Genomic DNA, 26,005 nt, shown 5'->3' on the forward strand with positions numbered 1-26,005 from the left:
CCCTCGCCCTGCCGGGCCCCTGGGGCATGGGGGTGAGCCCCCTACATTTGTGCGGCGCCGACCCTCGCCGCCTGGGACCGGGACTCGACACCGAGCTTGGTGAGGATGGCGGAGACGTGGTGCTCGGCGGTCTTCGCGGAGATGAACATCCGATCGGCGATCTGCCCGTTGGTCAGCCCCTCGCGCAGCAGCGCCAGCACTTGCAGCTCCCGGTCGGTGAGACCGGAGGGGTTGGCAGCCGTCGCACGGCGGGGGCGTCTCGGCACCGGGACGTGCAGCTCGCGCATCCGGTTGGCCGCTCGGTCGGCATCGCCCCGCGCCCCGAGCTCGTCGAGGGTCGCGAGCGCCCTGCGCAGCTGGTCGGGGTCGCCCAGGTCCAGCCGTGCCAGCGCCGCGTCGTACCGGCATCCGAGCTCGTCCCAGAGCACGGCCGCCTCTTCGTGGTGACCGGTGATGAGGGCGGCGTACGGCCGGGCTGAGACGGCGAGCCGCGGGTCGTCGGGGGAGAGGACGCCGGCTCGCACCAGGTGCCAGCCGAGCTCGCCGACCGCCCAGGCATGCTCGAGCGCGGAGGCCTGCTCGAAGACGGGGAGCACCCGGTCGGGCAGGGGCCCTGCCACGGCCCAGGCCGCTTCGGCCAGCCCGGCCGCGGCCGGCCACAGGCGCTGGAGGTCACCGGTCGGCTCCGCGAGCTGCCAGGCCGTGTCGAGGTGGTGGCCGGAGGTGCCGAGCCGCACCGCGAGACGCCCCAGGGTGGTGTGGGCGACGATGCGGGTGACGAGGTACGGCGCCTCGGCGACTGAGGCCGCCAGACTCTGGGCCCGCCGGAAGTCGCCCTGCTCGAGGCAGACGCGCGAGAGCCATGCCGTCGCGTAGCCGACGTAGATGTCGATGTCGCGGTCGGTGCTGTAGGTCAGCGCCTGCTCCAGCCAGCGCCGAGCCTGGGTGTAGTGCCGGACTTCGCCCGCGCCGCAGCCGAGGTTGACCAGTGTCAGCCCGGCGTGCTCGTCGTCCTGCATCGCCTCGGCCAGCTCGAAGGCCTGCAGCATGAGCGACTCAGCCCCCTGGGGCTGGGTGAACCACGACGCGGTTCCGACGGCGTGCAGCGACTGGGCGAGCAGCCGCCGGTCGTCCCGCCGGCGGGCGAGCTCGATCGCGCGCCGTCCGGTCGTCACCGAGGCGTCGATCTCGCGCGAGAGCATGTGGAAGGTGCTGGACATGGCGAGAGCGGCCAGCTCGCCGGCGCCACCGGGCACCGAGCTCGCCGCATCGAGCGCCGCCTCGAGGGAGCCGCGCGCGTCCGCGCCGCGCCCGGCGCGCCACAGCATCTGGGCATGGGCGGCGAGCTGCTGGGCCAGGAGGTCGGCGTCGCCGAGCGTGCGGGCGTGCGCCACCGCCTCCTCCGAGGACGCCAGGGCGGTCGGGACGTCGCCGGCCACGGTGAAGGCCTCCGCCTGCGCGCGCAGCAGGCGCACCGCCTGCGGCTGGTCGAGGTGGTGGACATGCCCGGCGGCGCGCGAGAGGTGGACGCAGGCCTCCTTGCGCGCCCGCTGCCGGGTCGCCGCGCTGGCCGCGCGCAGCCCGTAGGTCACGGCGGTCTGGTGATCGCCCGCCCGGTCGGCGTGATACGCGACCGCTGCATCCTGCGCGCCGGAGGTGTGGAGGAGGGCCGCGAGCACGGCTGCGTGCCGGTCCCGGCGCAGCGCGCCCGGCAGGGAGGTCTCCACCGCCTCGCGGCCCAGCTCGTGCCGGAAGGTGACGCTGTGGCCGTCGGACATCAACAGGCCTGCTCGCTCGGCCTCCTCGACATCTGCGGGGTCGGCCGGGCCGGCGGCGTAGACGACGTCGAGCTCAGCGCGGTCCGGCACGACCGACACCGTCTCGACCGCACACCGCGCGCCCGGGGTCAGCTGCGCGAGGCGGGCGAGCACCGTGTCGCGGACCGAGGCCGGCAGCTGCCCGCTCGGCGAGGCGACCAGCTGGCTGACGAAGAAGGCGTTGCCGCCCGTCACCTCGCGCACCCGGCCGGCGTCGAGGCCGGTCCCGGCGGTCAGCTGGGCCACCTCGTCGCCGGTCAGCGGCGGTACGACGATCCGATGGCTGTCCGGCAGCGACGCCAGATGTCGCAGGACCTCGGCCACGCGCGGACTCGCGGAGAGCTCCTCGTCGCGTGCGGTGACCACGAGGGCGACCGGGCGACCGGTCAGTCGCCGGCCGAGATAGACCAGCAGGTCGAGGGTCGCGTCGTCGGCCCAGTGCACGTCCTCCACGACGGCCACCGTCGGCTCGACCCCGATCTCGTCGAGCGTCTCGGTGAAGACGTCGTGCCGGCCCTCGTCGCCGGCGAGGGCAGCCGCCACTCCGCTGCCCAGGGTCGCCGCCCAGTCATGCAGCGGGAGCAGCGGCCGCGTGGTGGCGAGGGGCTCGCTGGCACCCCAGAGCACCCGTTCGTCGCGGTCGGCCACGAGGCGCCGGGCGAGCGTGGTCTTGCCGATCCCGGGCTCGCCCGAGACGACGAGGACGCGTCCCTGACCGACAGTCGCCTCGTCGACGAGCGCACCCAGCTGCCCGAGAAGAGCCGAGCGGGTGGCCGCGGGCACGCTCTCATGGTAGGCGAGCGGACGCAGATGACCGCGGGGCTAACACCGAGTTTCCCCACTCGATGCCCGCCCCGCGGTCATCTGCATCCGCTCGCCTGCGGCGTCAGGCCCAGGCGACGGCCTTCTCCGCGTCGACGCGGGGGAGCCGGTCGAACCAGGCGGCCTCGCCCGGGTGGCCGATGTTGACGACCATGAGGGTCGTCCAGTCGCCCTCGGGGAAGAACTCCGCGTCGATGGCGTCCTTGTCGTAGCCGGCCATCGGGCCGGCGGCGAGACCCGCCGCGCGGATGGCGAGGATGAACGCGCCCGCCTGGAGTGCGGCGGAGAAGTTGCCGGCGCCGTGCCGCGCGGCCTCGTCGGACTCGAAGTAGTCCTTCATCTCCGGGCGGATCGGGAAGACGTTCGGGATCTCCTCGTGCCAGCGCTTGTCGTAGGCGACGATCGCGGTCACGGGCGCAGAGGCGGTCTTGGCCCGGTTGCCCTCGGCCATGTGCTCGACGAGTCGGTCCTTGCCCTCCGGCGTACGCACGAAGACGACGCGCATCGGCTGCGTGTTCGCCATGGTGGGGGTGAAGCGCGTCAGCTCCCAGATGTCGCGGAGCTGCTCGTCGGACACCGGCACGTCGGCGAAGGTGTTCACCGTGCGGGCGTTGGTGAAGACGATCTCGCGGCCGCGCGCGTCGAGCGGCTCGAGGGTCGTGGCGGAGGTGGACCCAGTGGTGGCGATCATGTCGCTCTCAACTTCCGTGTCGCTCTGACTATTCCTGTAACTCTGAAAATAAAAGTAACACCCGGAATGCGGTCGAGTCGACGTACTCTTGACCCATGACCGTCGGTGACGTCCGTCACGAGCCCCGCGAGTGTGCCGCGGCGCTGGCGCGCGCCTTCGGGTTCCTGGGCAAGCGGTGGAACGGCGTCCTCATCAGCGTCCTGCTCGGTGGGCCGGCGGGATACGCGGAGATCAAGCGGGCCGTGCCGGGCATCAGCGACTCGATGCTCTCCGAGCGGCTCTCGGAGCTGACGAGGGCCGGGCTCTTCGAGCGGAACGTCGACGCCGGCCCTCCGGTCTCCGTCACCTACCAGCTGACTGCGTCGGGCCAGGCGCTCGCGCCCGCCTTCGCGGCGATCACCACCTGGGCCGAGGAGAACCTCGCCGGCGGCGAGTGCAGCGAGGAGCACTGACCGGGACCCGCGCGAGACGCCCGCCGCCGCGCAGGCCGGGCGACCACTAGGCTGATCCGCGGTCCACCGACCCCATCGACCTAGGAGTGCATCAGTGTCAGCGATCGAAGCCGTCGGAGCCCGCGAGATCCTCGACTCGCGCGGCAACCCCACCGTCGAGGTCGAGGTCCTCCTCGAGGACGGCACCTTCGCCCGTGCCGCCGTCCCCTCGGGTGCCTCCACCGGAGCCTTCGAGGCCGTCGAGCTGCGCGACGGCGACGAGCGCTACGCCGGCAAGGGCGTGCTCAAGGCCGTCGACGCCGTGGTCGAGACCCTGGCTCGCGTCGTCGAGGGGCTCGACGCCGACGACCAGCGCCTCGTCGACCAGGCGATGATCGACGCCGATGCCACGCCGAACAAGGCGAGCGTCGGCGCCAACGCGATCCTCGGCGTCTCGCTCGCGGTCGCCCGCGCCGCGGCCGACAGCTCCGGGCTCCCGCTCTACCGCTATGTCGGCGGCCCGAACGCCCACCTGCTCCCGGTGCCGATGATGAACATCCTCAACGGAGGCGCCCACGCCGACACGAACGTCGACATCCAGGAGTTCATGATCGCGCCGATCGGCGCGCCCACCTTCCGCGACGCGCTCCGCTCCGGCGCCGAGGTCTACCACGCGCTGAAGGCCGTCCTGAAGGGCCGGGGCCTCGCGACGGGCGTCGGCGACGAGGGTGGCTTCGCGCCCGACCTTCAGTCGAACCGGGCCGCGCTCGACCTGATCGCCGAGGCGATCGGCAAGGCCGGCTACGAGCTCGGCAAGGACGTCGTGCTGGCGCTCGACGTGGCCGCGACGGAGTTCTACGCCGACGGCGGCTACGCCTTCGAGGGCTCCACGAAGAGCGCCGACGAGATGATCGCCTACTACGCCGACCTCGTGGCCTCCTACCCCATCGTCAGCATCGAGGACCCGCTCAACGAGGAGGACTGGGAGGGCTGGAAGGCCATCACCTACTCCCTCGGTCCCCAGACCCAGCTGGTCGGCGACGACCTGTTCGTGACCAACGTCGAGCGGCTCGCCCGCGGCATCGAGGGAGGCCAGGCCAACGCGCTGCTGGTCAAGGTCAACCAGATCGGCTCCCTCACCGAGACCCTGGACTCTGTCGAGCTCGCCCACCGCAACGGCTACCGCTGCATGATGAGCCACCGCTCCGGTGAGACCGAGGACACCACGATCGCCGACCTCGCCGTGGCCACCAACTGCGGCCAGATCAAGACCGGTGCCCCGGCCCGCTCCGAGCGCGTCGCCAAGTACAACCAGCTGCTCCGCATCGAGGACGAGCTGGCCGAGTCGGCCCGGTACGCCGGCCGCGGCGCCTTCCCGCGCTACCAGGGCTGATCGACCCCCGGGACGTCATACGGGCTGGCCGTTCAGGCAGCCGGACCGTATGACGTCCCGCCGCGTTTCACTCCCCGATTCGGCCACGTCCATCGGGGAGAATCCCTCCCATGGCCGACCAGCGACGCAGCTCCGCACGGGGCCCGCGCGGCCGCACCGGCCCGGGACGAGCCCGCGCCGAGCGGAGGGCTGCGGAGGCACGCGCCGCCACGGCAGCCGCCGCCGACCGCCTGGCTCGGATCGACCCGCGCGCCCACCCGAAGCTGACCGGCCGCGCGGCCGTCCTCGTGCTGGTGGTGGCGGTGCTCGTCGTCTCGTTCGCCTCCTCCCTCAAGGCCTATCTCCAGCAGCGCGACCACATCGACGCCCTCCGCGCGTCGATCGCCCAGCGCACGCAGGCGATCGACGAGCTCGAGAGCGAGAAGGAGCGCTGGCAGGACCCGGCCTACGTCGCGACGCAGGCGCGTGAGCGCTTCGGCTACGTGATGCCGGGGGAGACGGCGTACGTCGCACTCGATGCCCACGGCAACCGGATCCAGTCGGAGGCGACGCTGTCGGCCCCCGACTCGGTGGGCTCGCACAAGCCCCAGGCATGGTGGGAGGATGCCTGGGCGTCGGTCGAGCTCGCGGGCGACCCGCCGGCGCTCGACCAGGGCGAGCCCGCCCGGAAGATCAACGGCCTGAAGGAACAGCAGTGATCGATTCCTCCGACGAGGCGGCAGTCGCCGCCCAGCTCGGACGGCTTCCTCGCGGCATCCACGAGATCGGGCACCGCTGCCCGTGCTCGCTGCCGGACGTCGTGACCACCGAGCCCCGGCTGCCGGACGGCACCCCCTTCCCGACGACGTACTACCTGACCTGCCCGCGTGCCGCATCCCGCATCGGCACGCTGGAGGGCAACGGCGTCATGAGGCAGATGCAGGACCGGCTCGGCGCCGACCCGGAGCTCGCGGCGGGATATCGCCACGCCCACGAGCGCTACCTCGCGGCGCGCGCCGCGCTCGGCAGCGTCCCCGAGATCGAGGGCGTCTCGGCCGGCGGGATGCCCGACCGGGTCAAGTGCCTGCACGTGCTGGCCGGTCAGGCACTGGCGCAGGGCCGCGGCGTCAACCCGCTCGGCGACGAGGTCCTCGACGAGCTCGGCGCCTGGTGGGAGAGCGGGCCGTGCGTCGAGGTCGCCTCGGCATGAGCGCCAGCCCTGTCGCCGCCATCGACTGCGGAACCAACACGATCAAGCTGCTCATCGGCACCCATCGCGCCGACGGCCTCGAGGTGGCGGTCCGGGAGGCGCGGATGGTGCGGCTCGGGCAGGGCCTCGACGCCTCCGGCGTCATCGCCGACGAGGCGCTGGAGCGCGCGTTCGCCGCCATCGACGAGTACGCCGCCCTCATCCGCGACCGCGGCGCCGAGCAGATCCGCTTCGTGGCGACCTCGGCCACCCGGGACGCCGGCAACGCCGAGGAGTTCACCGCCGGGGTGCGCGACCGTCTCGGGGTCGAGCCCGAGGTCGTCACGGGCGCCGAGGAGGCCGCGCTCTCCTTCGACGGCGCCGTGCGCAACCTGCGCTGCTCGCCGGACGTCCCCATCCTCGTCGTCGACATCGGTGGCGGCTCGACGGAGCTGATCCGCGGCTCCTCGCTCAGCGCCCCACCGTCGGCCGCGCACTCCATGGACATCGGCTCGGTCCGGCTTCACGAGCGGCACCTGCGCACCGACCCGCCGACGATGACCGAGGTCGCCGCCTGCGTGCGCGACATCGACGACCACCTCGACCAGAGCCCGGTCACGCCGGCACGAGCGGCGACCGTCGTGGGGGTCGCGGGCACGATCACGACGATCGCGGCAGGAGTGCTCGACCTGCCGGCGTACGACCGTGAGGCCATCGACCAGGCCCGTCTCGCCGTCGACGAGGTGCACGCCCTCGTCGACCGACTCGTCGCCATGACGGTCAACGAGCGCCTCGCCCTCCCGTGGATGCACCCCGGTCGCGCCGACGTCATCGCGGCCGGTGGGCTCATCCTGAGCCGGGTGCTGCGACGCGCCCCCGTCGAGCACCTGGTCGTCTCCGAGAGCGACATCCTCGACGGCATCGCGTGGTCGATCGCCGACTGAGGACACCCGCCCCCATATCCCAATCGGCAGAGGAAGCCGCCTTAAAAGCGGCGCAGTCTGGGTTCGAGTCCCAGTGGGGGCACGCGCGGCGCCGAGCCACCGGTCGAGCGCCTACTTCGGCGTGGCCGTGATCGCGTAGCGGTGCAGCGAGAACCTGGCCTTCTTCGACTGCGTGATCTCCCATCCCGTGTTGACCTGCGTGATCACGGGCGCCGACGGGATGAATCCGTGAGAGGCCAGCCACTCCATCCCGCCCTTGATGTCGATGGTGCCGCTGGACTGTTGAGCGCAGGTGCCGGGTCCGCCCGGGCCGTCCAGGACGAGGATGATCTCCGCCCCGGCGCCGCCGTATCGATGTGCGGTCCACGTCTGCCCGTCCATGCTGAAGTGCCCGAGAACCCCGCCGTCCGGGCCATCGGTGTCGTGGCAGCGGCCGTTGGTGTCGACCCAGAACATGACGTCTGACTCGTAGCCCTGTTGCCAGATGTCCGCGGCGAACTCGTAGGCGTTGGCCGAGCCGCCGGGGGAGGTCTCGGCGTAGTCGACCTTCAGCGCGGACAGGGCACTCAGAGGCGGGTTCGCCTTGCCGTTCCAGCCACCGGCGCCCCAGTTGTCGAACAGCTGCTGGGTGTTGGGGAAGGTCTGGACGCAGCCGCCGCACGGGCCGATGTCGGAGACCACCTGCCAGTTGCTGGCGCTGGTGGCGGACAGGGTCTGGGTGCCGACGCCCTCCCAGCCCACATCCTGGTTGGAGACGTAGGTGTTCCAGCCGTCGGAGTTGGGGATGGCGCTGGCGGTGTAGCCGGACTCGCCGTTCGGGCCGGACGTGTCGGGGCAGCTGTCGCCGAGCTGGACCACGCACGGGTGGGCCGCCGACGTCCCGGACGAGGTCGGGGTGGCCGTCGGGCCGGTCCTGGCCCCGATGACCTTGCCGACGACGAGGAGGAGGAGCAGCCCCGCGGCGGCCAGGGCGACGATGCGAGGAAGGGTCACGCGGCCTCCCGAGAGGATGGTTCGGCCCGGTCTAGGCCGGTCAGCAGCGTGTCACCCCCGTGGCCAGCCGACACGCCGGTCGCATGCTGTCTCCCTGAAGTGGGGTATGAGCGATTCCTCGATCGGCGAGCGATCCAGATCAGGCTATTTTCAGGTTCGGTCCGGAACGTCGCTGCCGATCCGGGCGTTGTACCAACTGATGGTGCCTAGGATGGCGCCATCAGGTGCTGTCAGAGCGACGGCCCTCGGCGTCCGAGGAGAGACCATGCAGAGCAACAACCCGGTGTTCCGGAACTCCGATGGCTTCAGCAAGAACGCCTACGGCAACGCGACGTACGCCGGCAACGGGCAGGCCTACGCGGGCTACGGCTCGGGCTCCGGCTACTCCGACCCGAGCACGTGGGGAGTCGGCACGCCCGGTGCGCCCGCGCGCACCTCCACCGGCCCGATGACGATCGACTCGGTCGTCCAGAAGACCGCCATCTCGGTCGGCCTCGCCGTCCTCGCCGCGGTCATCACCTGGGTGATGACCCCCGACGTCACGGACCCGACGGTCAACCTGGGCTCCCTCTACGCCGCCCTGACCATCGGCAGCCTCGGCGCGTTCGCCCTGTCCTGGGTCAACTCCCTCAAGCGCATCGTGAGCCCGGCGTTGGTGCTCGCGTTCGCCGCGCTCGAGGGCGTGGCGCTCGGCGCGTTCAGCAAGGTGCTGGACGCCTACGCCGGCGGCGGCATCGTGATGCCGGCCGTGCTCGGCACGTTCGCCGCCTTCGCGGGCACCCTCGCCGTCTACCGGTTCTTCGACATCAAGGTCGGCAGCAAGTTCCGCACCATGGTCATGGCCGCCGTCCTGGGCATGGTCGGGCTCTCCGTCCTCACGCTGGTCCTCAGCCTCTTCGGGATCGATCTGGGCATCTTCGGCTTCGGTGCGCTGGGCCTGCTGATGGCGGTCGTCGGGGTCGCGCTCGGCGTGTTCATGCTGGTGCTCGACTTCGACTTCGTCGAGCAGGGCATCCGCAACCAGCTGGACGACCGTGAGTCGTGGCGCGCCGCGTTCGCGATGACGGTCAGCCTCGTCTGGATCTACACCAACCTGCTGAAGATCCTCGCGATCCTCCGCAACTGACACCACGTCACGCACGATCACGACGAAGCGGCCGCCGGGACTCCCGGCGGCCGCTTCGTCGTGTGAGGCGTCGTGAGCCGCACGGCGTCAGTCCGCCGTGGCCTCCTCTGCCGTCGGCGTCTCCCGATGGACGGCGCCGCGGCGACGCCGGCGCAGGGTGACCCACAGGCCACGGACGCCGAAGCGGCGCGGCGGCATCTGGGTCGGGTCGAGCTCGGTGCCCTGCCGGTTGACCGCACGCAGCGCAGCGGCGGCGATCGGGAGGACGACGCGGCCACGGACCGCCTCGAGGTCGGCCTCCTCGTCCTCGACGAGGCCGAGCGCCGCCAGCGCCGACGGCACCAGCACGGCGGCGAGCGCGGCATACCCCGGCGCACTCGGATGGAACTTGTCCGGGCCGAAGAAGAAGCCCGGCTGCGCGCGGAACTCCGCGCCCAGGATGTCGGCGAGGGACAGGGTGCGTCCGCCGGCGCGGATCGTGTGGACGGTCTGCTCGGCGGCGATGCGGCGCGACCACACCCGCACGACCTGCCGCAGCGGCGGGAGGATCGGCTGGACTGTGCCGAGATCGGGGCAGGTCCCGACGACGACCTCGATGCCCGCCTCGCGCAGGCGCCGGACCCCGCGGGCGAGATGGCGCACTGAGACCGACGGCCGCTTGAGCCTCACCACGTCGTTGGCGCCGATGAGGATCACCGCGACGTCGGGCCTCAGCGCGATCGCCCGGTCGACCTGGAGGTCGAGGTCGGCTGAGAGCGCACCGACCACGGCGACCTCGTCGAGCCGCACCGGCCGGCCGGTCTGCTCCGAGATCCCGCCGGCGAGCAGCGCGCCGGGCGTCTCCTCCACGTCCTCGAGCCCGTACCCCGCCGCCGAGGAGTCCCCGAGCAGCGCGACCCGGAGCGGAGCACCGGAGCGGCCGTGGCCATACCACCCGGTTGCATTCGGCGGCGGCTGCAGCTCGACCGCATGCACCGTGGCGTGGGCGAACTTCGCCTCCGCGGCCAGCAGACCCACCAGCCCGGCGGCAGCGGTGCCGAGGCCGCCGGCCGCGAAGGCGGCGGTGCTGGTGAGGCCTCGGCTGCGGGAACGCACGTCCCACACCCTAGAGGCCACCGGCGGATGGGCCCGGGACGCCCCCACTGTCTAGTGTGGCCACGTGGAGTATGCGAACTCGGTCATCGACCTCATCGGCAACACCCCGCTGCTCAAGCTCGGACGCACCCTCGACCTGCCGTCCGGCGACGGCGAGGCCGGCCCGCTCGTCCTCGCCAAGGTGGAGTACCTGAACCCGGGTGGCTCGGTGAAGGACCGGATCGCCACACGGATGATCGAGGCGGCCGAGGCGTCGGGTGAGCTCCAGCCGGGCGGCACGATCGTCGAGCCGACCTCCGGCAACACCGGGGTCGGACTCGCCATGGTGGCCCAGCAGAAGGGTTACAAATGCATCTTCGTGTGCCCCGACAAGGTCAGCGAGGACAAGCGCAACGTGCTCAAGGCGTACGGCGCCGAGGTGGTCGTCTGCCCGACCGCGGTGCCGCCCGAGCACCCGGACAGCTACTACAACGTGAGCGACCGGCTCTCCAGCCAGCCGGGCGCGTGGAAGCCCGACCAGTACTCCAACCCCAACAACCCCCGCTCCCACTACGAGACCACCGGCCCGGAGATCTGGCGGCAGACCGAGGGACGGATCACGCACTTCGTCGCCGGCGTCGGCACCGGCGGCACGATCTCCGGCATCGGCCGCTACCTCAAGGAGCAGAATCCGGCTGTCCAGGTGATCGGCGCCGACCCGGCGGGCTCGGTCTACTCCGGCGGCACCGGACGGCCCTATCTCGTCGAGGGTGTGGGCGAGGACTTCTGGCCCGAGTGCTACGACCGTGACGTCGCGGATCGCATCATCGAGGTCTCCGACGCCGACTCGTTCGCGTTCACGCGCCGGCTCGCGCGCGAGGAGGCACTGCTGGTCGGGGGATCCTCGGGCATGGCGGCGTACGCCGCGAAGCAGCTCGCCGCCGAGCTCGCCGCCGAGGGGCGCACCGATGCCGTCATCGTGGTGCTCCTGCCCGACTCCGGACGTGGCTACCTCACGAAGGTCTTCAACGACGCGTGGCTGGCGCAGTATGGCTTCCCGACCGGCGGCAAGACCCCCACTCAGACGGTGGGGGAGGTGCTGCGCGGCAAGAGCGGCCAGCTCCCGGACCTGGTCCACACCCACCCGAGCGAGACGGTCGCCGAGGCGATCCACATCCTCCAGGAGTACGGCGTCAGCCAGATGCCCGTCGTCCGTGCCGAGCCCCCGGTCGTCGCCGCTGAGGTCGCGGGGTCGGTCTCGGAGCGTGGCCTGATGGATGCGCTCTTCACGGGCAGCGCACGGCTGACCGACTCCGTCGAGCAGCACATGTCGCCCTCGCTGCCGACGATCGGCTCGACCGAGGCCGCCGGCGCCGCAGTGCAGCTGCTCGAGTCGGCAGACGCCGTTCTCGTGCACGAGGACGGGAAGCCCGTCGGCGTGCTCACGCGCCAGGACCTGCTGGCCTACCTCTCGCGGTAGCTAGATGGCGCTCGCTTCGCTCGCGCGACCGCGGATGGCACCCTTGTGAAGAGATTCACAAGGTGACGAAGGTCCCATGATCTCGGGCCCTTTGCGACCTTGTGAATGCATTCACAAGGTGTAGCGTCCGTGCCGTGGATAGCGTCCTCGATCTCGCGCGGTGGCAGTTCGGCATTGTGACCGTCTACCACTTCTTCTTCGTTCCGCTCACCATCGGCCTCAGCCTCCTCGTCGCCCTCCTGGAGACGACCTGGCTCGTCTCCAAACGCGAGGAGTGGCTCCGGCTCACCAAGTTCTTCGCCAAGCTCTTCCTCATCAACATCGCCATGGGCGTGGTGACGGGCATCGTCCAGGAGTTCCAGTTCGGCATGAACTGGTCGGACTACTCGCGCTTCGTCGGGGACGTCTTCGGCGCCCCGCTCGCGATCGAGGCGCTGCTGGCGTTCTTCCTCGAGTCCACCTTCATCGGGCTGTGGATCTTCGGCTGGGACAAGCTGCCGCGCGGCCTGCACGCCGCCTGCATGTGGATCGTGCACCTCGGCACGCTCGCCTCGAGCTGGTTCATCCTCGCCGCGAACTCGTGGATGCAGCACCCTGTGGGCTACCGGTACAACCGGACCTCGGGTCGCGCCGAGCTGACCGACTTCTGGGCCGTGATGTTCAACAAGGTCCAGCTCGGCACGTTCCCGCACGTCATCGCCGCGGCGTACATGACCGGTGCCGCCTTCGTCATCGGCGTCAGCGCCTGGCTCTACGTCCGGGGACGGCGACGCGAAGACCGGTCGCTCTACCGCCGCTCGATGCGACTGGGCGCGTGGGTCCTGTTCGGCGCCGGGCTCGTCGTCGCCTTCACCGGCGACGTCCAGGGCAAGATCATGACCGACGTCCAGCCGATGAAGATGGCGTCCGCGGAGGCCCTGTGGAACACCTCCGACACCTGTGCGCCGTTCTCGGTCTTCACCATCGGCACCCGCGACGGCAAGGAGAAGAAGTGGGCGCTGGAGGTGCCGTGCCTGCTGTCGTTCCTCGGCACCGGCCACTTCGACCAGAAGGTCGAGGGCATCAACCAGCTGCGGGCGGAGTACCGCCAGAAGTACGGCTCGGACCCGGGCGCGTCCTCCTACACGCCTGAGGACTACACCCCGATCATCCCGGTCACCTACTGGTCCTTCCGCTGGATGATGGGGCTCGGCGCAGCCGGGGCCGCCGGCGCGGCCCTCCTGCTCTGGCTCACCCGCAAGGGTCGGACGCCGACCGCCCGCTGGTTCGCGCCGCTTGCGATCACGGTGCCCGTGTTCGTGTTGCTCTCGAACTCGATGGGCTGGATCTTCACCGAGATGGGCCGCCAGCCCTGGGTGGTCTTCGGCCTGATGACGACGCGCAACGCCGTCTCGCCCGGCGTGTCGCCGACGGAGGTGTGGATCTCGCTCAGCAGTCTGACGCTGCTCTACGCGGTCCTCGCCGTCGTCGAGGTCGGGCTCCTCCTCCGCTACATCAAGCGCGGCGCGGACGACTTCGTCGAGCCGCCGTCGCCGACCTGGCGGCAGGACCCCGACGACGCCGACCGCCCCCTGAACTTCGCGTACTGAGAGGCCGATCATGGAGCTCACCACCGTCTGGTTCTGCCTCATCGCCCTGCTGTGGACGGGCTACTTCGTCCTCGAGGGCTTCGACTTCGGTGTCGGCATGCTGCTGCCCGTGCTGGCCCGCGACGACCGCGAGCGGCGCGTCATGATCAACACGATCGGCCCGGTCTGGGACGGCAACGAGGTCTGGCTGCTCACCGCGGGCGGCGCGACCTTCGCCGCGTTCCCGGAGTGGTATGCCACCCTCTTCTCCGGCTTCTACCTCCCCCTGCTCCTCATCCTGCTCGCCCTGATCGTGCGCGGCGTCGCCTTCGAGTACCGCCACCAGCGCCCCGGCTCCACGTGGGCCGGCTGGTGGGACCGGGCGGTCATCGTCGGGTCGTTCGTGCCGGCCTTCCTGTGGGGAGTGGCGTTCGCCAACATCGTGCACGGGGTGCCGATCGACGCCGACTTGGAGTTCACCGGGTCGCTGTGGACGCTGCTCAATCCCTACGCCCTCCTCGGCGGGCTCGTCACGCTGACCCTCTTCGCCACTCACGGCGCGATGTTCGTGGCGCTCAAGACCGACGGCGACATCCGGCATCGGGCCCGGGTGCTCGCCGTCCGGATCGGCCTCGTGGCCGCGGCGCTCGCCGTCGTCTTCATGGCGTGGACGCAGGCTCTGACCGGCAACGCCGCATCGGCCGTCCTCTTCGCACTTGCTGCGCTGTCGGTGCTGGCGGCACTGGTCGCCGCGGCACGCGGCAGGGAGGGCTGGGCCTTCCTCGGCACCTTCGTCGCGCTCGCATGTGCGGTGGCCGGCCTGTTCGTCGGGCTGTTCCCGGACGTCCTGCCGACGACGCTGGCCGACGGCGTCTCGCTCACGACATCCAACGCCTCGGCCACGCACTACACGCTCACGGTGATGACGATCGTCGCCGCGGTCTTCACACCCCTCGTCCTGCTCTACCAGGCCTGGACCTACTGGGTCTTCCGCAAGCGGATCTCGATCCACCACATCCCCGTGCACGAGCACGAGCTGGTCGCATGAGGCCGACCGACCCCGCCGTACGCCGCCAGCTCGTCGTCGCGGCCCGCCCGCTGGCTGTCGTGCTGGTGTGCGGCGTGCTCGGGGCGCTGCTCCTCGTGGGCCAGGCCTGGGCGGTGACCGGCCTCGTGCTGGCGGCGCTGCCGGCCGGCCCCGGAGGAGCGTCCCTGGCCGGTCCGGCCGCCGTGGTGATCGGTGTCTTCGCGGCGCGTGCCCTGGTCAGCTGGATCTCCGACGTGGCCGCGGCGCGAGCGGCGGTGCAGGTGGGGGCCGACGTACGCCGCCGTGTCGTCCGATCCGCCCTGCGTGGTGAGCGCGCGGGCTCGTCGGGGGCGGTGACCGCGCTGGCCACCCGCGGAGCTGCTGCGACCGAGCCCTACCTGACCCGCTACGTCCCCGCCCTCGTGCTCGCTGGTGTGCTCCCCGTGCTGGTGGTGGTCGCGATCGCCGTCGTCGATCCGCTCTCGGGGGTCATCGTGCTGGCCACGCTGCCGCTGATCCCCGTCTTCGGGATCCTCGTCGGCCTCGCCACCCGCGACCGCGCCGAGTCGCAGTGGCGAGCGCTCGCGGACCTGGCCGGCCACTTCCTCGACGTCATGCGCGGCCTGCCGACGCTCGTCGCCTTCCGCCGCGCCCGGGCGCAGTCGTCCGTCATCGCCGCGGTGACCGACCGCTACCGCCGCCGCACCATGCGAACGCTCCGGATCGCGTTCGCCTCCTCGGCGGTCCTCGAGCTGGTCGCGACGCTCTCGGTCGCCCTCGTCGCCGTCACCGTCGGCCTCCGGCTCGCGTCCGGCTCCCTCGAGCTGCAGACCGCCCTCGTCGTGCTGCTGCTCGCGCCCGAGGCCTACTGGCCGCTGCGCCGGGTGGGCGCCGAGTTCCACGCCGCCGCCGAGGGAGCTGCCACCTTCGGGTCGTCGTCCGCCGAGTCCGGGGTTGTGGTCGGTCGAGTCGCGAGCTCTGGGCCGTCAGCTCTCGGGTCGTGCGCCGTCGACGCCGTGTCCGTGACCTACCCTGGCCGCTCGGCGCCCGCGCTCGCACCGGTCTCCCTCGCGGTCGAACCCCGGGGCATCACCGCCGTCGTCGGCCCCTCCGGGTGCGGCAAGTCGACCCTGCTCGCCGTGCTCGCCGGCCTCCTCCCGCCGACCACGGGGTACGTCGACCTCCCGGCGCCCGACCGGATCGCCCTGCTGCCGCAGCGACCGGTCTTCCTGGCCGGCACGGTCGCTGACAACCTCCGGCTCGCTCGGCCGTCCGCCACCGACGACGAGCTGCGGGCGGTGCTGCGACGCGTGGCGCTGGACGACCGCGTCGAGCTGACCGACGAGCTCGGCGAGGACGGACTCACGCTCTCGGCCGGGGAGCGGGCCCGGCTCGCGCTCGCTCGGGTGATCGTCTCCGATCGGCCCTGGGTGCTGCTCGACGAGCCGACGGCCCACCTCGACCGCGACACCGAGCGCATCATCGGCGAGACCGTCGCCGAGCTCGGACGGTCGCGGGCCGTCGTACTCGTGGCACACCGGCCGGCCCTCGTCGCACTCGCCGACCGCGTCGTCGAGCTGCGCCGGCCTCCGGCTGCGGACCAGGTGCGGCCGCCCCGGACCGACGCCGCGGTGCGAGCGGATCGACCACTGGAGGTGAGCGGGTCGACCTCTCTGGCTGGGCGGATCGACGTCTCGGCGGTCCTGGGCGGTCTTGCGAGCACCGCCGGCGTCGCGCTGACGGCGACGGCGGGGTGGCTGATCGTGCAGGCGTCGTACGAGCCGGCCGTCCTGACACTGCTCGTCGCGATCGTCGGGGTGCGGACGTTCGGGATCGCCCGGCCGGCCTTGCGCTACGCCGAGCGGCTCCTCTCCCACGACCGTGCGCTGCGATTGCTCGCGACGCGGCGGGTGCAGGTCTACGACGCCGTCGTGCCGCTGACCCCCGGCCGCCTGGGCAAGCGCCGCGGCGACGTGCTGGCCTCGATCGTCGACGACGTCGATGCGGTCCTCGACCGGCAGCTGCGGGTCAGGCTGCCGGTGCGCGCCTTCCTCGTGACCGGTGTCGTCGCGACGGCCGTGACTGCGCTGCTCGACCTCCGCGCGGGCGCCGTCGTCCTGGGGCTCTGCGTGATGGGCGCCGCGGCCTACGGGCTGGCTCGTGCCGGCGCCACCCGAGCCGAGTGGGCGGCCGTCGCCGGCCGCGCCGCCGTCTCGGAACGCGTCGCGGAGGCGGTCGAGGCGGCGACCGAGCTCCGCATCTGGCAGGCCGAGGACCGCGCGATCGCCCGGCTGGACGGCGCCGGCGGGCAGCTGAGCGCGGCCACCGTCACGTCCGCGCGCTGGCTCGCCGCCGCGCGGGCCCTCGTCCTGGTGACCGCGGGCGTCGGCGTCGCCGCCGTCGCCGCTCTGGTCTCGGGCGAGGTGAGCGGGCCGGTCCTCGCGCTCCTGACACTCACGCCGCTCGCGCTCGCTGAGCCTGTCGGCACGCTGGCCGATGCGGGCGCGGTCGCGGCGCGCACCAGCGCGGCCGAGCAGCGCCTGGCCGAGCTCGAGAGCTGCGCGCCGGCCGTGACGGACCCGGTGCTCGTGGTGGCGCCGGCGGGCAGCGGCATCACGGCTCATGAGGTCGAGGTGGCCTGGGGCGAGCGCCGCGTGCTCGGCGGGCTCGACCTGGCGCTTGCTCCCGGCGAGCGCGTTGCGGTGACCGGCCCCAGCGGGTCGGGGAAGAGCACCATGGCGGCGCTCATGCTCCGGTTCGTCGACCCGACCGCCGGCGAGATGCGGCTCGGCGCGACAGCGATGCCGGCACTGGCGCTCGACGACGTGCGCCGCACGGTCGGCCTCGTCGACGACGACCCCCACGTCTTCGCCTCCAGTGTCGTCGAGAACGTCCGCCTCGCGCGGCCGGCCGCCAGCGACGGCGAGGTCGAGGCTGCCCTGCGGCAGGCACACCTCGGCGACTGGCTCGACGACCTCCCCGACGGTCTGCAGACCCGCCTCGGCGAGGGTGGTGCGCAGGTCTCCGGCGGAGAGCGGGCCCGCCTCGCCGTCGCACGGAGTCTGCTGGCCGACCACGACGTGCTGGTGCTCGACGAGCCGACTGCTCACCTCGACACGGCGACCGCCGAGGCGCTCGCGCGCGAGGTGCTCGAGACGCCGCGGCGCAGCGTCCTCTGGATCACCCACGCCGAGGCCGGTCTCGATCTCGTCGACCGCGTGGTCGAGATCGAGGACCACGTACACGGGTACACCGAAGTCGGTCCCAGGTCCGCCGGCCGAGCGTGACGAGCCCGCCGAATGGCGACTTCGGTGTACCCGTGTACGTAACCGGCCTCAGCCGACCTCGCCGTCGACGTAGAGCCACCGCCCGGCACGCTGCTCGAACCGGCTGCGCTCGTGCAGCTCGCCTTTGCCGTCTCGCGAACGGTAGGCGGAGGGCGGCGACATGCAGGCGGACAGGCCCTCCGCTTGCTTGCTGGGCGTAGCGTGATCCCCGTGCCTGAGACCCCCTCGATCACCACCCTGGGCGAGCTGCGCGCGAGCGGCCACGTCCACAAGCCGCTGCGCCGGGAGATCCGCGACAACCTGCTCGCCAAGCTGAGGAGCGGCGAGAGCGCCTGGCCCGGTCTGCACGGCCTGGAGGACACCGTCATCCCGCAGCTCGAGCGGGCGCTCATCGCGGGTCACGACGTCGTCCTGCTGGGCGAGCGCGGCCAGGGCAAGACGCGGCTGCTGCGCACCATGGTCGGCCTCCTCGACGAGTGGACGCCCGTCATCGGCGGCAGCGAGCTCGGCGAGCACCCCTACGACCCGATCACCGTCGCCTCCCGCCGGCTCGCGGCCGAGCTGGGCGAGGAGCTGCCGGTCGAGTGGCGTCACCGCAGCGAGCGGTACTCCGAGAAGCTCGCCACCCCCGACACCTCCGTGGCCGACCTGATCGGCGACGTGGACCCGATGAAGGTGGCCGAGGGACGGTCCCTCGGTGACCCCGAGACGATCCACTTCGGGCTCATCCCGCGCAGCCACCGCGGCATTGTCGCGATCAACGAGCTGCCCGACCTGGCCGAGCGGATCCAGGTCGCGATGCTGAACGTGATGGAGGAGCGCGACATCCAGATCCGTGGCTACGTGCTCCGGCTGCCGCTCGACGTGCTCGTCGTGGCCAGCGCCAACCCGGAGGACTACACCAACCGCGGCCGCATCATCACGCCGCTGAAGGACCGGTTCGGTGCGGAGATCCGCACGCACTACCCCTCCGAGCTCGACGCCGAGGTGGCGGTGATCCGCCAGGAGGCCGCGCTGGTCGCCGACGTGCCCGACCACCTCGTCGAGATCCTCGCCCGCTTCACCCGCAACCTGCGCGAGTCCTCGGCCGTCGACCAGCGCAGCGGCGTGAGCGCCCGTTTCGCCATCGCAGGCGCCGAGACGATCGCGGCGGCCGCCCTCCACCGCGCGACGGTCTTCGGCGAGGAGCCCGTCGCACGCGTGGTCGACCTGCACACGGCCGTCGACGTGCTCGGCGGCAAGGTGGAGTTCGAGTCCGGCGAGGAGGGTCGCGAGGCCGAGATCCTCACCCACCTGCTGCGCACGGCGACTGCGGAGACCGTGCGCCAGCACTTCCGCGGGATCGACTTCGCGCTGCTGGTCGACGCCATCGAGAACGGCGCCATGGTCACGACCAGCGGCCGCATGACGGCGTTGGACTTCCTCACCGGCCTCCCCCGGCTGGGGGAGTCCGACGTCTACGACCAGGTCTGCGACAGGCTCGGCGCGAGGAACGACGGGGAGCGCGCCGGCGCGGTCGAGCTCGCCCTCGAAGGGCTCTACCTGGCCCGCAAGATCGGCAAAGACACCGACGGCGACGAGGTGGTCTATGGCTAAGTACAAGAAGTACGCCGGCGGCGACCCGCTCGCCCCGCCGGTCGACCTCGCCGAGGCGCTCGATGCGATCGGGCAGGACGTCATGGCCGGCTACAGCCCCGAGCGTGCGATGCGCGAGTTCCTCCGGCGCGGCGGTCGCGACCAGCGCGGCCTCGACGACCTCGCCCGCCAGGTGGCGGAGAAGCGCCGCGAGCTGACCCGGAGGCACAACCTCGACGGCACGCTCAACGAGGTCCGCGAGCTGCTCGACAAGGCGGTGCTCGAGGAGCGCAAGCAGCTCGCCCGCGACGCGATGATGGACGACGCCGACAGAGCCTTCCGGGCGATGCGTCTGGACTCGCTGCCGCCCAACACCGCGGCGGCGGTGACCGAGCTGTCGTCGTACGACTGGCAGAGCTCCGAGGCCCGCGAGGCCTACGAGCAGATCAAGGACCTGCTCGGGCGTGAGCTGCTCGACCAGCGCTTCGCCGGCATGAAGGAGGCGCTCGAGGGGGCGAGCGACGAGGATCGTGCGGCCATCAACGAGATGCTCACCGACCTCAACGAGCTCCTGGAGAAGCATGCGATGGGGGAGGACACCCCGGAGGACTTCGCCGAGTTCATGGACAAGCACGGCGACTTCTTCCCCGAGAGCCCCCAGAACATCGACGAGCTCCTCGACGCGCTCGCCCAGCGCGCGGCCGCTGCCCAGCGGATGCTGAACTCGATGTCACCGGAGCAGCGCGCCGAGCTCATGCAGCTCTCGCAGCAGGCGTTCGGCTCCCCGGCGCTCATGGAGTCGCTCGCGCGGCTCGACGCCAACCTGCAGATGCTGCGACCCGGCGAGGACTGGGGAGGCTCGGAGCAGTTCGACGGCCAGGAGGGCCTGGGCCTCGGCGACGGCACCGGTGTCCTGCAGGATCTCGCCGAGCTCGACCAGCTCTCCGAGCAGCTCTCCCAGTCCTACGCCGGCAGCCGGCTCGACGACGTCGACCTGGACGCGCTCGCGCGGCAGCTCGGAGACGACGCGGCCGTCGACGCGCGCACGCTCGCCGAGATCGAGCGGGCCCTGCGTGACACCGGTCAGCTCGAGCGCGGCTCCGACGGCGACCTCCGGCTCACGCCGAAGGCGATGCGCCAGCTCGGCAAGGCGCTCCTCAAGGACGTCGCCGAGCGGATGAACGGTCGTCAGGGCCAGCGAGACCTGCGCCGCGCCGGTGCCGCGGGCGACCTGTCCGGATCGACGCGGCCCTGGGCGTTCGGCGACACCGAGCCGTGGGACGTCCCCCGCACGATCACGAATGCGGTCCGCCGCACCGCGGGCGGTCTCGATACGCCCTCGCCTAGCGGCTCGGGCCACTCGACCAGCGGAGCAGGCGCCAGCGGAGGGGTTGCTGATCGAGTAGCGAGCGCAAGCGAGCGTATCGAGACCCGGACGCCGCTCCGCCTCACCGTGGACGACATCGAGGTCCAGGAGACCGAGGACCGCACCCAGGCGGCCGTCGCCCTGCTGGTCGACACGAGCTTCTCGATGGCGATGGACGGACGCTGGGTGCCGATGAAGCGCACCGCGCTGGCGCTGCACACGCTGATCCGGTCGCGCTTCCGAGGCGACGACCTCCAGCTCATCGGCTTCGGCCGGGCCGCTCGCACGATGGAGATCGAGGAGCTCACTGCGCTCGATGCCATGTGGGACAAGGGCACCAACCTGCATCACGCCCTGCTGCTGGCGAACCGCCACTTCCGCAAGCATCCGACCGCCCAGGCGGTGCTTCTCGTCGTCACCGACGGGGAGCCGACGTCACACCTGGAGTCCGACGGCGAGGTCTTCTTCTCCTATCCGCCGCACCCGCTGACGATCGCCTACGCCGTCCGCGAGCTCGACAACGCCCGCCGTCTCGGCGCCCAGACGACGTTCTTCCGCCTGGGTGACGACCCCGGGCTGGCGCGCTTCGTGGACTCGATGGCCGACCGTGTGGAGGGCCGTGTCATCGCGCCGGAGCTCGACGACCTCGGCGCAGCGGTCGTCGGCTCCTACCTGGGGTCTCGCTCGAACCGCCCCGGGTTCGACGGCTTCGGCGGCTGGGGCGGCCGCGGCTGGTGGGCCGGCTGAGTCGCGGCCCAGGACGTCATACGGGGTGGCTGTCCAAACAGCCGGGTCGTATGACGTCCCGCGCACCCACTCGCACATCGCCGCTCACTCCGGCAGCGGCTGCATGATCCGGTAGGAGTTACCCGACGGGTCGCGGAAGCCGGCGTCGATCCCGTAGGGCCGCCGCTCGGGCAGGTCGGTGAACTCGACACCCCTGGCCGACATCTCCTCATAGGCCTTCTGGACGTCGTCTGTCTCCATGAAGATGCCGCCCGAGTGCCCCTTGGCCAGCAGCGACTTGATCTCGGTGACAGTCGAGTCGGGGAAGACCGGCGCGCCGGGGATGGCCATGAGCACCAGCGTCGGGGCGTCCTGTCCCGGTGCGCCGACGGTCACCCAGCGGAAGTCACCCAGCTCGGGGAACGACGCGTCCTCGCGGACCTCGAAGCCGACCTTCTCGGTCCAGAAGGCCACGGCCTCGTCCTGGTCGAGCACCCACACCTGGGCGGTGTTGATCTTGATCATCTGCTGCTCCTCACGGGTTCTCGGACCCGGCCGGGTCCGTCGGGGTCGACGCTACGGAAGGGGTAGGGGCGCCGTCTTCTCGAAACGTGCGCCGTTGGGGACGACCATGCACGCGGACCACGCAGCTCGGCAGCGGCACCCGGTCGGCGATGGCGGGGTAGGCAGCCCGGTACTCGGTCGGTGCGGCGCCGAACATCCGCTTGAAGCTGGTCGTGAAGCTGCCGACCGAGGAGAGCCCCACCATCACGCAGATGTCGGCGACGCTCCGGTCGGTGTTGCGCAGCAGCGCCGCCGCCCGCTCCAGTCGCCGTGTCAGCAGATAGGCGTGCGGACTCTCGCCGAAGGCCTGCTTGAACAGCCGGCTGAAGTGCGCGGGGGAGAGGCCGGCAGCACGGGCGAGGGCAGCGATGTCGAGCGGCTCGGCGTACCGCGCGTCCATCTGGTCCTTGGCACGCAGCAGATGCCGCTCGATGAGCATGCGTTCATCCTCTCGTGTGAAGCCATCAGTGACCCAGAGGTCACGCTGGACTTCACACCAGGGAGGATGCCCTCTGTGTTGTTGCTAGCCCTCGCCGCGGTCGCAGCGGGGTTCGTGGACGCGGTGGTCGGGGGCGGCGGGCTGATCCAGCTGCCGGCGCTCCTCCTCGGCCTGCCGAACGCCGCCCCGGTGCAGGTGCTGGCGACCAACAAGCTGTCGTCGATCTTCGGCACGACGATGGCCTCGGCCACCTACTACCGCCGCGTGCGCCCCGATCCGCGCACGTTCGTGCCACTGATGATCGCCGCCTTCCTCGGCTCGGTCATGGGGGCGACCGTCGCGTCGCACCTGCCGTCGAGCGTGTTCGAGCCCATCGTGCTCGTCGCCCTCGTCCTCGTGGGGGCGTGGGTGCTGTTCCGGCCGAGCCTGGGCGAGGTCACCGAGCTGCGGTTCGCCGGGCACCATCACACGATCGCGGCGATCGCCCTCGGTCTCGGCGTGGGGTTCTACGATGGTGCGCTGGGTCCGGGGACGGGCAGCTTCTTCGTCATCGGGCTCGTCGGCCTGCTCGGCTACAACTTCCTCGAGGCCTCCGCGAAGGCCCGCATCGCCAACGTCGCCACCAACCTGGCCGCGCTGTGCGTGTTCATCCCGCAGGGTGCTGTCATCTGGCGCGTCGGGCTCGTCATGGCGGCCTGCAACCTCTTCGGCGGCTGGCTCGGCGCGCGAACGGCGGTCTCGCGTGGGACGCGGTTCGTGCGGATCTTCTTCATCGTCGTCGTCTCCGGCTTCATCGTCCGGATCGGCGGCGACCTGTTGGGGGTGTGGTGAGCCACTACTTGACGATCGCGCGACCCGGCGAGGCCGAGATCGAGGTCAGGCGGTCCCGGTTCCTCGCCACCGTGCGGCGCGTCGGGTCCGAGGTCGAGGCGCGCGCCGTGCTCGAACGCCTGCGCCGGGAGCACTGGGACGCACGGCACCACTGCCTGGCTCTGAGAGTCGGATCGCCGCCGCAGCCCCTCGAGCGGTCCAACGACGACGGCGAACCGGCCGGCACGGCGGGCGCGCCGATGCTGGAGGTCCTCCGCGGTCACGCGGGAGGCGCGGGCGTCTCGGACCTGGTCGCGGTCGTCCCCCGGTGGTTCGGCGGCACGCTGCTCGGCGCCGGTGGGCTGGTGCGGGCCTACTCCGACGCCGTCCGCGCTGCTCTCGAGGAGGCCGGCACGCTCCGCCGTGAGCTGGTGCGCGAGCTGACCCTCACCGTGTCCCACAACGCCGCGGGCCGGGTCGAGAGCAGCCTGAGGTCGGCAGGGGTCGCGGTCCTCGCGACGTCGTACGACGCCTCGGCGCACCTCACGCTCGGCGCACCGCCGGACGACCAGCCGCGGCTGGCCGCGCTCGTCGCCGAGCTCACCGCCGGAGCCGGAGTCCTCGAGCAGGGTCAGGACCGCTGGGTCGACCGTCCTTGAGGATCCCGAGAGTCCTCGTGCTGGTCAGTGCGCACGCCCCGGCTCTAGGGTCGAGCACATGAGCTATCCGGTCGCAGCGGCCGACCTCGGCCTCGCCCTCGAGCAGTACGCCGAAGGCTACCTGCTCACGGTCACCGCCGACGCGACGACGCGGGCCGTCTCGGTGCGGCCGCGACTCCTCGACGGCCGCGTGGTCGTCGGCGCCGGACGCTCCAGCAGTGCCAACGTGGCGGCGAACCCGCACGTCACCCTGCTCTGCCCGCCGACGGCCGAGAAGGGCTTCACCCTGCTGGTCGACGGCACCGCGACTGTCGAGGGCGAGGAGATCCGAATCGAGCCGACGAGCTCGGTGCTCCACCGCGCGCCGTACCACTCCGACGGGCCCGCGCCGCCCGACTACGCCGGCGGCAAGGCCGTCTGCTGACGCTCAGTACCGATCAGCCCTCCGCAGCGCCGGCGGTCGGCCGTCGGGGTCGTGCAGCACGTCGAGCGGCAGCGCAGCCCAGCGGTGCTGCGCCGCGCTGAGCGGGGGGAGGGGGAGACGGCGCAGCCGCCCCGGCGGACGAGCCCCTCGCCTGCCCGAGGCGTGCCAGGCGTCGAGCTCGTCGGCCCGGTCGGCGTAGGCGTCGAACATGCCGGCCGGGTCGAGGCAGTCGCTCATCGTCGCCGCCAGACCTCGGTCGGCCACCTCGTCGAGCCGGTCGAGGTGCTCGGCGGCGAGGGTCAGCCGCAGGTCCCGGGCGTAGTCCTCGTCGAGCACGACGGCGGTCAGCTCGGAGTCGTGGGTCCAGGAGCGGCGGCTGAAGTTGTCCGAGCCCGTGCTGGCCCAGATGTCGTCGACCAGGCAGACCTTGGCATGCACGTAGACGGGCACGCCGGCGTGGTTCTCGAGGCCGTACGCCGCCACCCGGTCGGGCGCTGCGCGCACGAGCTGGTCGATCGCCCGGTGCCGTCCGAGCAGCTGCGGCACGCGGTTGAGGCCGTCGAGGTCGGGCACCACCGGGATGACGATGATGAGGCGCAGCTCCGGCTGTGCCCGCAGCTGCTCCTCGAAGACACGCCCGACGTCGTGGCCCCAGAAGTACTGGTCCTCGACGTAGACGAGTCGCTCGGCACGGCGTACCGCCTTGGCGTAGCCGCGCGCGACACTGCGCTCGCCACCTGGCGCGAACGGGTAGCCCCGTCCGACGCCGAGGTCCGGATAGGTCCTCAGCAGCTGCACGATGTGCTCGCCGGCCGGAGGCGGTGGCGGTGTCTGCTCCGGCAGGCGGTCCGGCGAGCTGTCGAGCCCGCGGATCCTGTCGGCCGCGCGGCGCCACGGCGCCCGGGAGAGCGGCGCCGGGTCGCACCAGCGCTCCCGGAAGACGGTCTCGACGTCGTGGACCGCGGGCCCCTGGAGGGAGACCTGGACGTCGTGCCACGGCGGATGTGCGCCGTACTCCTTCGTCAGCGGCTGCGGTTGGGGGTCGCCGCCGTGGTTTGCGTCGTCTCGCCGGTTGTGGGCGAGGTCGATGCCCCCGACGAACGCGACGTCGCGGCTCGGGTCGTCCCGATGCCGGATCACGACGAACTTCTGGTGGTGCGACCCGCCGGCGCGCACGCGCATGTCGAGGAGCACCTCGGCGCCCCGCCTCTGCAGCTGCTCGCCGAGGTGGCGGTTCTCGGTCGCGAAGAACCCCGTCTGGTCGAGGTGGGAGCGCCACACCAGACCGTGCACGGCCGCGCCACGTCGGTGGGCTCGGGCGATGACCTCGACGACCTCGCTGCCCGGCTCACCGGTGAGCCGCTCGTCGGCGTCGCCCTGCCAGTCGGTGAAGAGGACCAGGTCGCCGCGGCGGGTCGCCTCCAGTGCGTCGTGGAGCGCGCGGAAGTACGTCGCCCCGTGGATCAGCGGGCGGACGAGGTTGCCGGTCGACCAGGCCGCCTCACCCTCGTGCAGGTCGTCGAGCCGCGTCTCCGGGTTGGCGCGCTCCGACTTCGTCAGCAACCAGTCCGCGGGCTCGACCATGCCCCGAGCATGCCGCACTCGCGCAAGCGTTCGCATC

General features: G+C 71.9%; 23 protein-coding genes and 1 tRNA gene. 16 read left to right on the plus strand and 8 right to left on the minus strand.

Going from position 1 to position 26,005, the window contains the following annotated elements; genetic code table 11:
* Nucleotides 1–41: 41 nt before the first annotated feature.
* Complete coding sequence (locus tag ACYQ1K_RS22950) at nucleotides 42–2,600, minus strand: helix-turn-helix transcriptional regulator (RefSeq protein ID WP_459985663.1); 2,559 nt, start codon at nucleotides 2,598–2,600, stop codon at nucleotides 42–44.
* A 103-nt stretch (nucleotides 2,601–2,703) separates the two neighbouring features.
* Nucleotides 2,704–3,330, minus strand: a complete 627-nt coding sequence (locus tag ACYQ1K_RS22955) for a malonic semialdehyde reductase (RefSeq protein WP_459985664.1) — start codon at nucleotides 3,328–3,330, stop codon at nucleotides 2,704–2,706.
* 95 nt (nucleotides 3,331–3,425) lie between these two features.
* Between ACYQ1K_RS22955 and ACYQ1K_RS22960 the strand changes: the two genes are divergently transcribed.
* The 6 genes from ACYQ1K_RS22960 (at nucleotide 3,426) to ACYQ1K_RS22985 (ending at nucleotide 7,348) form a co-directional block, all read left to right on the plus strand.
* Entirely contained in the window at nucleotides 3,426–3,782 is a 357-nt protein-coding gene (locus ACYQ1K_RS22960; protein WP_459985665.1) for a winged helix-turn-helix transcriptional regulator, read from the plus strand.
* Between the two features lie 94 nt (nucleotides 3,783–3,876).
* Nucleotides 3,877–5,154, plus strand: a complete 1,278-nt coding sequence (gene eno / locus ACYQ1K_RS22965; protein ID WP_459985666.1) for a phosphopyruvate hydratase — start codon at nucleotides 3,877–3,879, stop codon at nucleotides 5,152–5,154.
* 110 nt (nucleotides 5,155–5,264) lie between these two features.
* A complete protein-coding gene (locus ACYQ1K_RS22970) occupies nucleotides 5,265–5,852 on the plus strand; it encodes an FtsB family cell division protein (protein ID WP_459985667.1) in 588 nt (195 codons plus the stop codon).
* Nucleotides 5,849–6,343, plus strand: coding sequence for a DUF501 domain-containing protein (locus ACYQ1K_RS22975; protein WP_459985668.1), 495 nt, complete (start codon nucleotides 5,849–5,851; stop codon nucleotides 6,341–6,343). The genes ACYQ1K_RS22970 and ACYQ1K_RS22975 overlap by 4 nt, the downstream gene beginning before the upstream one ends.
* Nucleotides 6,340–7,266, plus strand: coding sequence for a Ppx/GppA phosphatase family protein (locus ACYQ1K_RS22980; RefSeq protein ID WP_459985669.1), 927 nt, complete (start codon nucleotides 6,340–6,342; stop codon nucleotides 7,264–7,266). Before ACYQ1K_RS22975 ends, ACYQ1K_RS22980 begins: the two co-directional genes overlap by 4 nt.
* Before the next feature lie 8 nt (nucleotides 7,267–7,274).
* Nucleotides 7,275–7,348, plus strand: a tRNA-Leu gene (locus ACYQ1K_RS22985).
* 29 nt (nucleotides 7,349–7,377) lie between these two features.
* Here the strand turns inward: ACYQ1K_RS22985 and ACYQ1K_RS22990 are convergent.
* Entirely contained in the window at nucleotides 7,378–8,259 is an 882-nt protein-coding gene (locus ACYQ1K_RS22990) for a glycoside hydrolase family 12 protein (protein ID WP_459985670.1), read from the minus strand.
* A 265-nt stretch (nucleotides 8,260–8,524) separates the two neighbouring features.
* On the opposite strand from ACYQ1K_RS22990, the gene ACYQ1K_RS22995 reads away from it, so the two are divergent.
* Nucleotides 8,525–9,385: a Bax inhibitor-1/YccA family protein gene (locus tag ACYQ1K_RS22995; RefSeq protein ID WP_459985671.1), complete on the plus strand. Its 861-nt coding sequence runs from the start codon at nucleotides 8,525–8,527 to the stop codon at nucleotides 9,383–9,385.
* An 87-nt stretch (nucleotides 9,386–9,472) separates the two neighbouring features.
* Here ACYQ1K_RS22995 and ACYQ1K_RS23000 read toward each other — a convergent pair whose 3' ends face one another.
* Nucleotides 9,473–10,480 carry an SGNH/GDSL hydrolase family protein gene (locus ACYQ1K_RS23000; protein ID WP_459985673.1) on the minus strand — a complete coding sequence of 336 codons (1,008 nt, stop codon included), beginning with the start codon at nucleotides 10,478–10,480 and terminating at the stop codon, nucleotides 9,473–9,475.
* A 64-nt stretch (nucleotides 10,481–10,544) separates the two neighbouring features.
* Between ACYQ1K_RS23000 and ACYQ1K_RS23005 the strand changes: the two genes are divergently transcribed.
* From ACYQ1K_RS23005 to cydD, 4 genes are all read left to right on the plus strand, one after another.
* The gene (locus ACYQ1K_RS23005) at nucleotides 10,545–11,939 is read left to right on the plus strand and encodes a cystathionine beta-synthase (RefSeq protein WP_459985674.1); all 1,395 of its coding nucleotides are present in this window, start codon (nucleotides 10,545–10,547) and stop codon (nucleotides 11,937–11,939) included.
* Nucleotides 11,940–12,073: 134 nt separating this feature from the next.
* Nucleotides 12,074–13,528, plus strand: a complete 1,455-nt coding sequence (locus ACYQ1K_RS23010) for a cytochrome ubiquinol oxidase subunit I (protein WP_459985675.1) — start codon at nucleotides 12,074–12,076, stop codon at nucleotides 13,526–13,528.
* Between the two features lie 10 nt (nucleotides 13,529–13,538).
* Nucleotides 13,539–14,555, plus strand: coding sequence for a cytochrome d ubiquinol oxidase subunit II (cydB, locus tag ACYQ1K_RS23015; protein ID WP_459985676.1), 1,017 nt, complete (start codon nucleotides 13,539–13,541; stop codon nucleotides 14,553–14,555).
* On the plus strand, nucleotides 14,552–17,821 hold the full coding sequence (gene cydD / locus ACYQ1K_RS23020) for a thiol reductant ABC exporter subunit CydD (RefSeq protein WP_459985677.1): 3,270 nt from the start codon (nucleotides 14,552–14,554) through the stop codon (nucleotides 17,819–17,821). Before cydB ends, cydD begins: the two co-directional genes overlap by 4 nt.
* Before the next feature lie 48 nt (nucleotides 17,822–17,869).
* On the opposite strand, the gene ACYQ1K_RS23025 is transcribed toward cydD, so the two are convergent.
* Nucleotides 17,870–17,983, minus strand: a complete 114-nt coding sequence (locus tag ACYQ1K_RS23025; RefSeq protein ID WP_459985678.1) for a YchJ family metal-binding protein — start codon at nucleotides 17,981–17,983, stop codon at nucleotides 17,870–17,872.
* A gap of 48 nt (nucleotides 17,984–18,031) precedes the next feature.
* Between ACYQ1K_RS23025 and ACYQ1K_RS23030 the strand changes: the two genes are divergently transcribed.
* Nucleotides 18,032–19,417 (plus strand): magnesium chelatase ATPase subunit I, encoded by a 1,386-nt coding sequence (locus tag ACYQ1K_RS23030; protein ID WP_459985679.1) that lies wholly within the window; start codon nucleotides 18,032–18,034, stop codon nucleotides 19,415–19,417.
* Nucleotides 19,410–21,509, plus strand: a complete 2,100-nt coding sequence (locus ACYQ1K_RS23035) for a vWA domain-containing protein (RefSeq protein WP_459985680.1) — start codon at nucleotides 19,410–19,412, stop codon at nucleotides 21,507–21,509. The genes ACYQ1K_RS23030 and ACYQ1K_RS23035 overlap by 8 nt, the downstream gene beginning before the upstream one ends.
* Before the next feature lie 84 nt (nucleotides 21,510–21,593).
* Here the strand turns inward: ACYQ1K_RS23035 and ACYQ1K_RS23040 are convergent, their stop codons facing one another.
* On the minus strand, nucleotides 21,594–22,013 hold the full coding sequence (locus ACYQ1K_RS23040) for a VOC family protein (RefSeq protein WP_459985681.1): 420 nt from the start codon (nucleotides 22,011–22,013) through the stop codon (nucleotides 21,594–21,596).
* 10 nt (nucleotides 22,014–22,023) lie between these two features.
* Nucleotides 22,024–22,491, minus strand: a complete 468-nt coding sequence (locus ACYQ1K_RS23045) for a helix-turn-helix domain-containing protein (protein ID WP_459985682.1) — start codon at nucleotides 22,489–22,491, stop codon at nucleotides 22,024–22,026.
* Between the two features lie 66 nt (nucleotides 22,492–22,557).
* Here ACYQ1K_RS23045 and ACYQ1K_RS23050 point away from each other — a divergent pair, with 66 nt between their 5' ends.
* Genes ACYQ1K_RS23050 through ACYQ1K_RS23060 form a run of 3 tightly spaced genes read left to right on the plus strand, consistent with a single transcriptional unit; the run spans nucleotide 22,558 to nucleotide 24,384 of the window.
* The gene (locus ACYQ1K_RS23050; RefSeq protein ID WP_459985683.1) at nucleotides 22,558–23,322 is read left to right on the plus strand and encodes a TSUP family transporter; all 765 of its coding nucleotides are present in this window, start codon (nucleotides 22,558–22,560) and stop codon (nucleotides 23,320–23,322) included.
* Nucleotides 23,319–23,960 carry an IMPACT family protein gene (locus ACYQ1K_RS23055; protein ID WP_459985684.1) on the plus strand — a complete coding sequence of 214 codons (642 nt, stop codon included), beginning with the start codon at nucleotides 23,319–23,321 and terminating at the stop codon, nucleotides 23,958–23,960. The genes ACYQ1K_RS23050 and ACYQ1K_RS23055 overlap by 4 nt, the downstream gene beginning before the upstream one ends.
* 58 nt (nucleotides 23,961–24,018) lie before the next feature.
* Nucleotides 24,019–24,384 carry a hypothetical protein gene (locus ACYQ1K_RS23060; protein WP_459985685.1) on the plus strand — a complete coding sequence of 122 codons (366 nt, stop codon included), beginning with the start codon at nucleotides 24,019–24,021 and terminating at the stop codon, nucleotides 24,382–24,384.
* Between the two features lie 3 nt (nucleotides 24,385–24,387).
* Here the strand turns inward: ACYQ1K_RS23060 and ACYQ1K_RS23065 are convergent, their stop codons facing one another.
* On the minus strand, nucleotides 24,388–25,968 hold the full coding sequence (locus tag ACYQ1K_RS23065; protein WP_459985686.1) for a phospholipase D family protein: 1,581 nt from the start codon (nucleotides 25,966–25,968) through the stop codon (nucleotides 24,388–24,390).
* Nucleotides 25,969–26,005: the final 37 nt, after the last annotated feature.

This window comes from Nocardioides sp. AN3 (genome assembly GCF_054653495.1).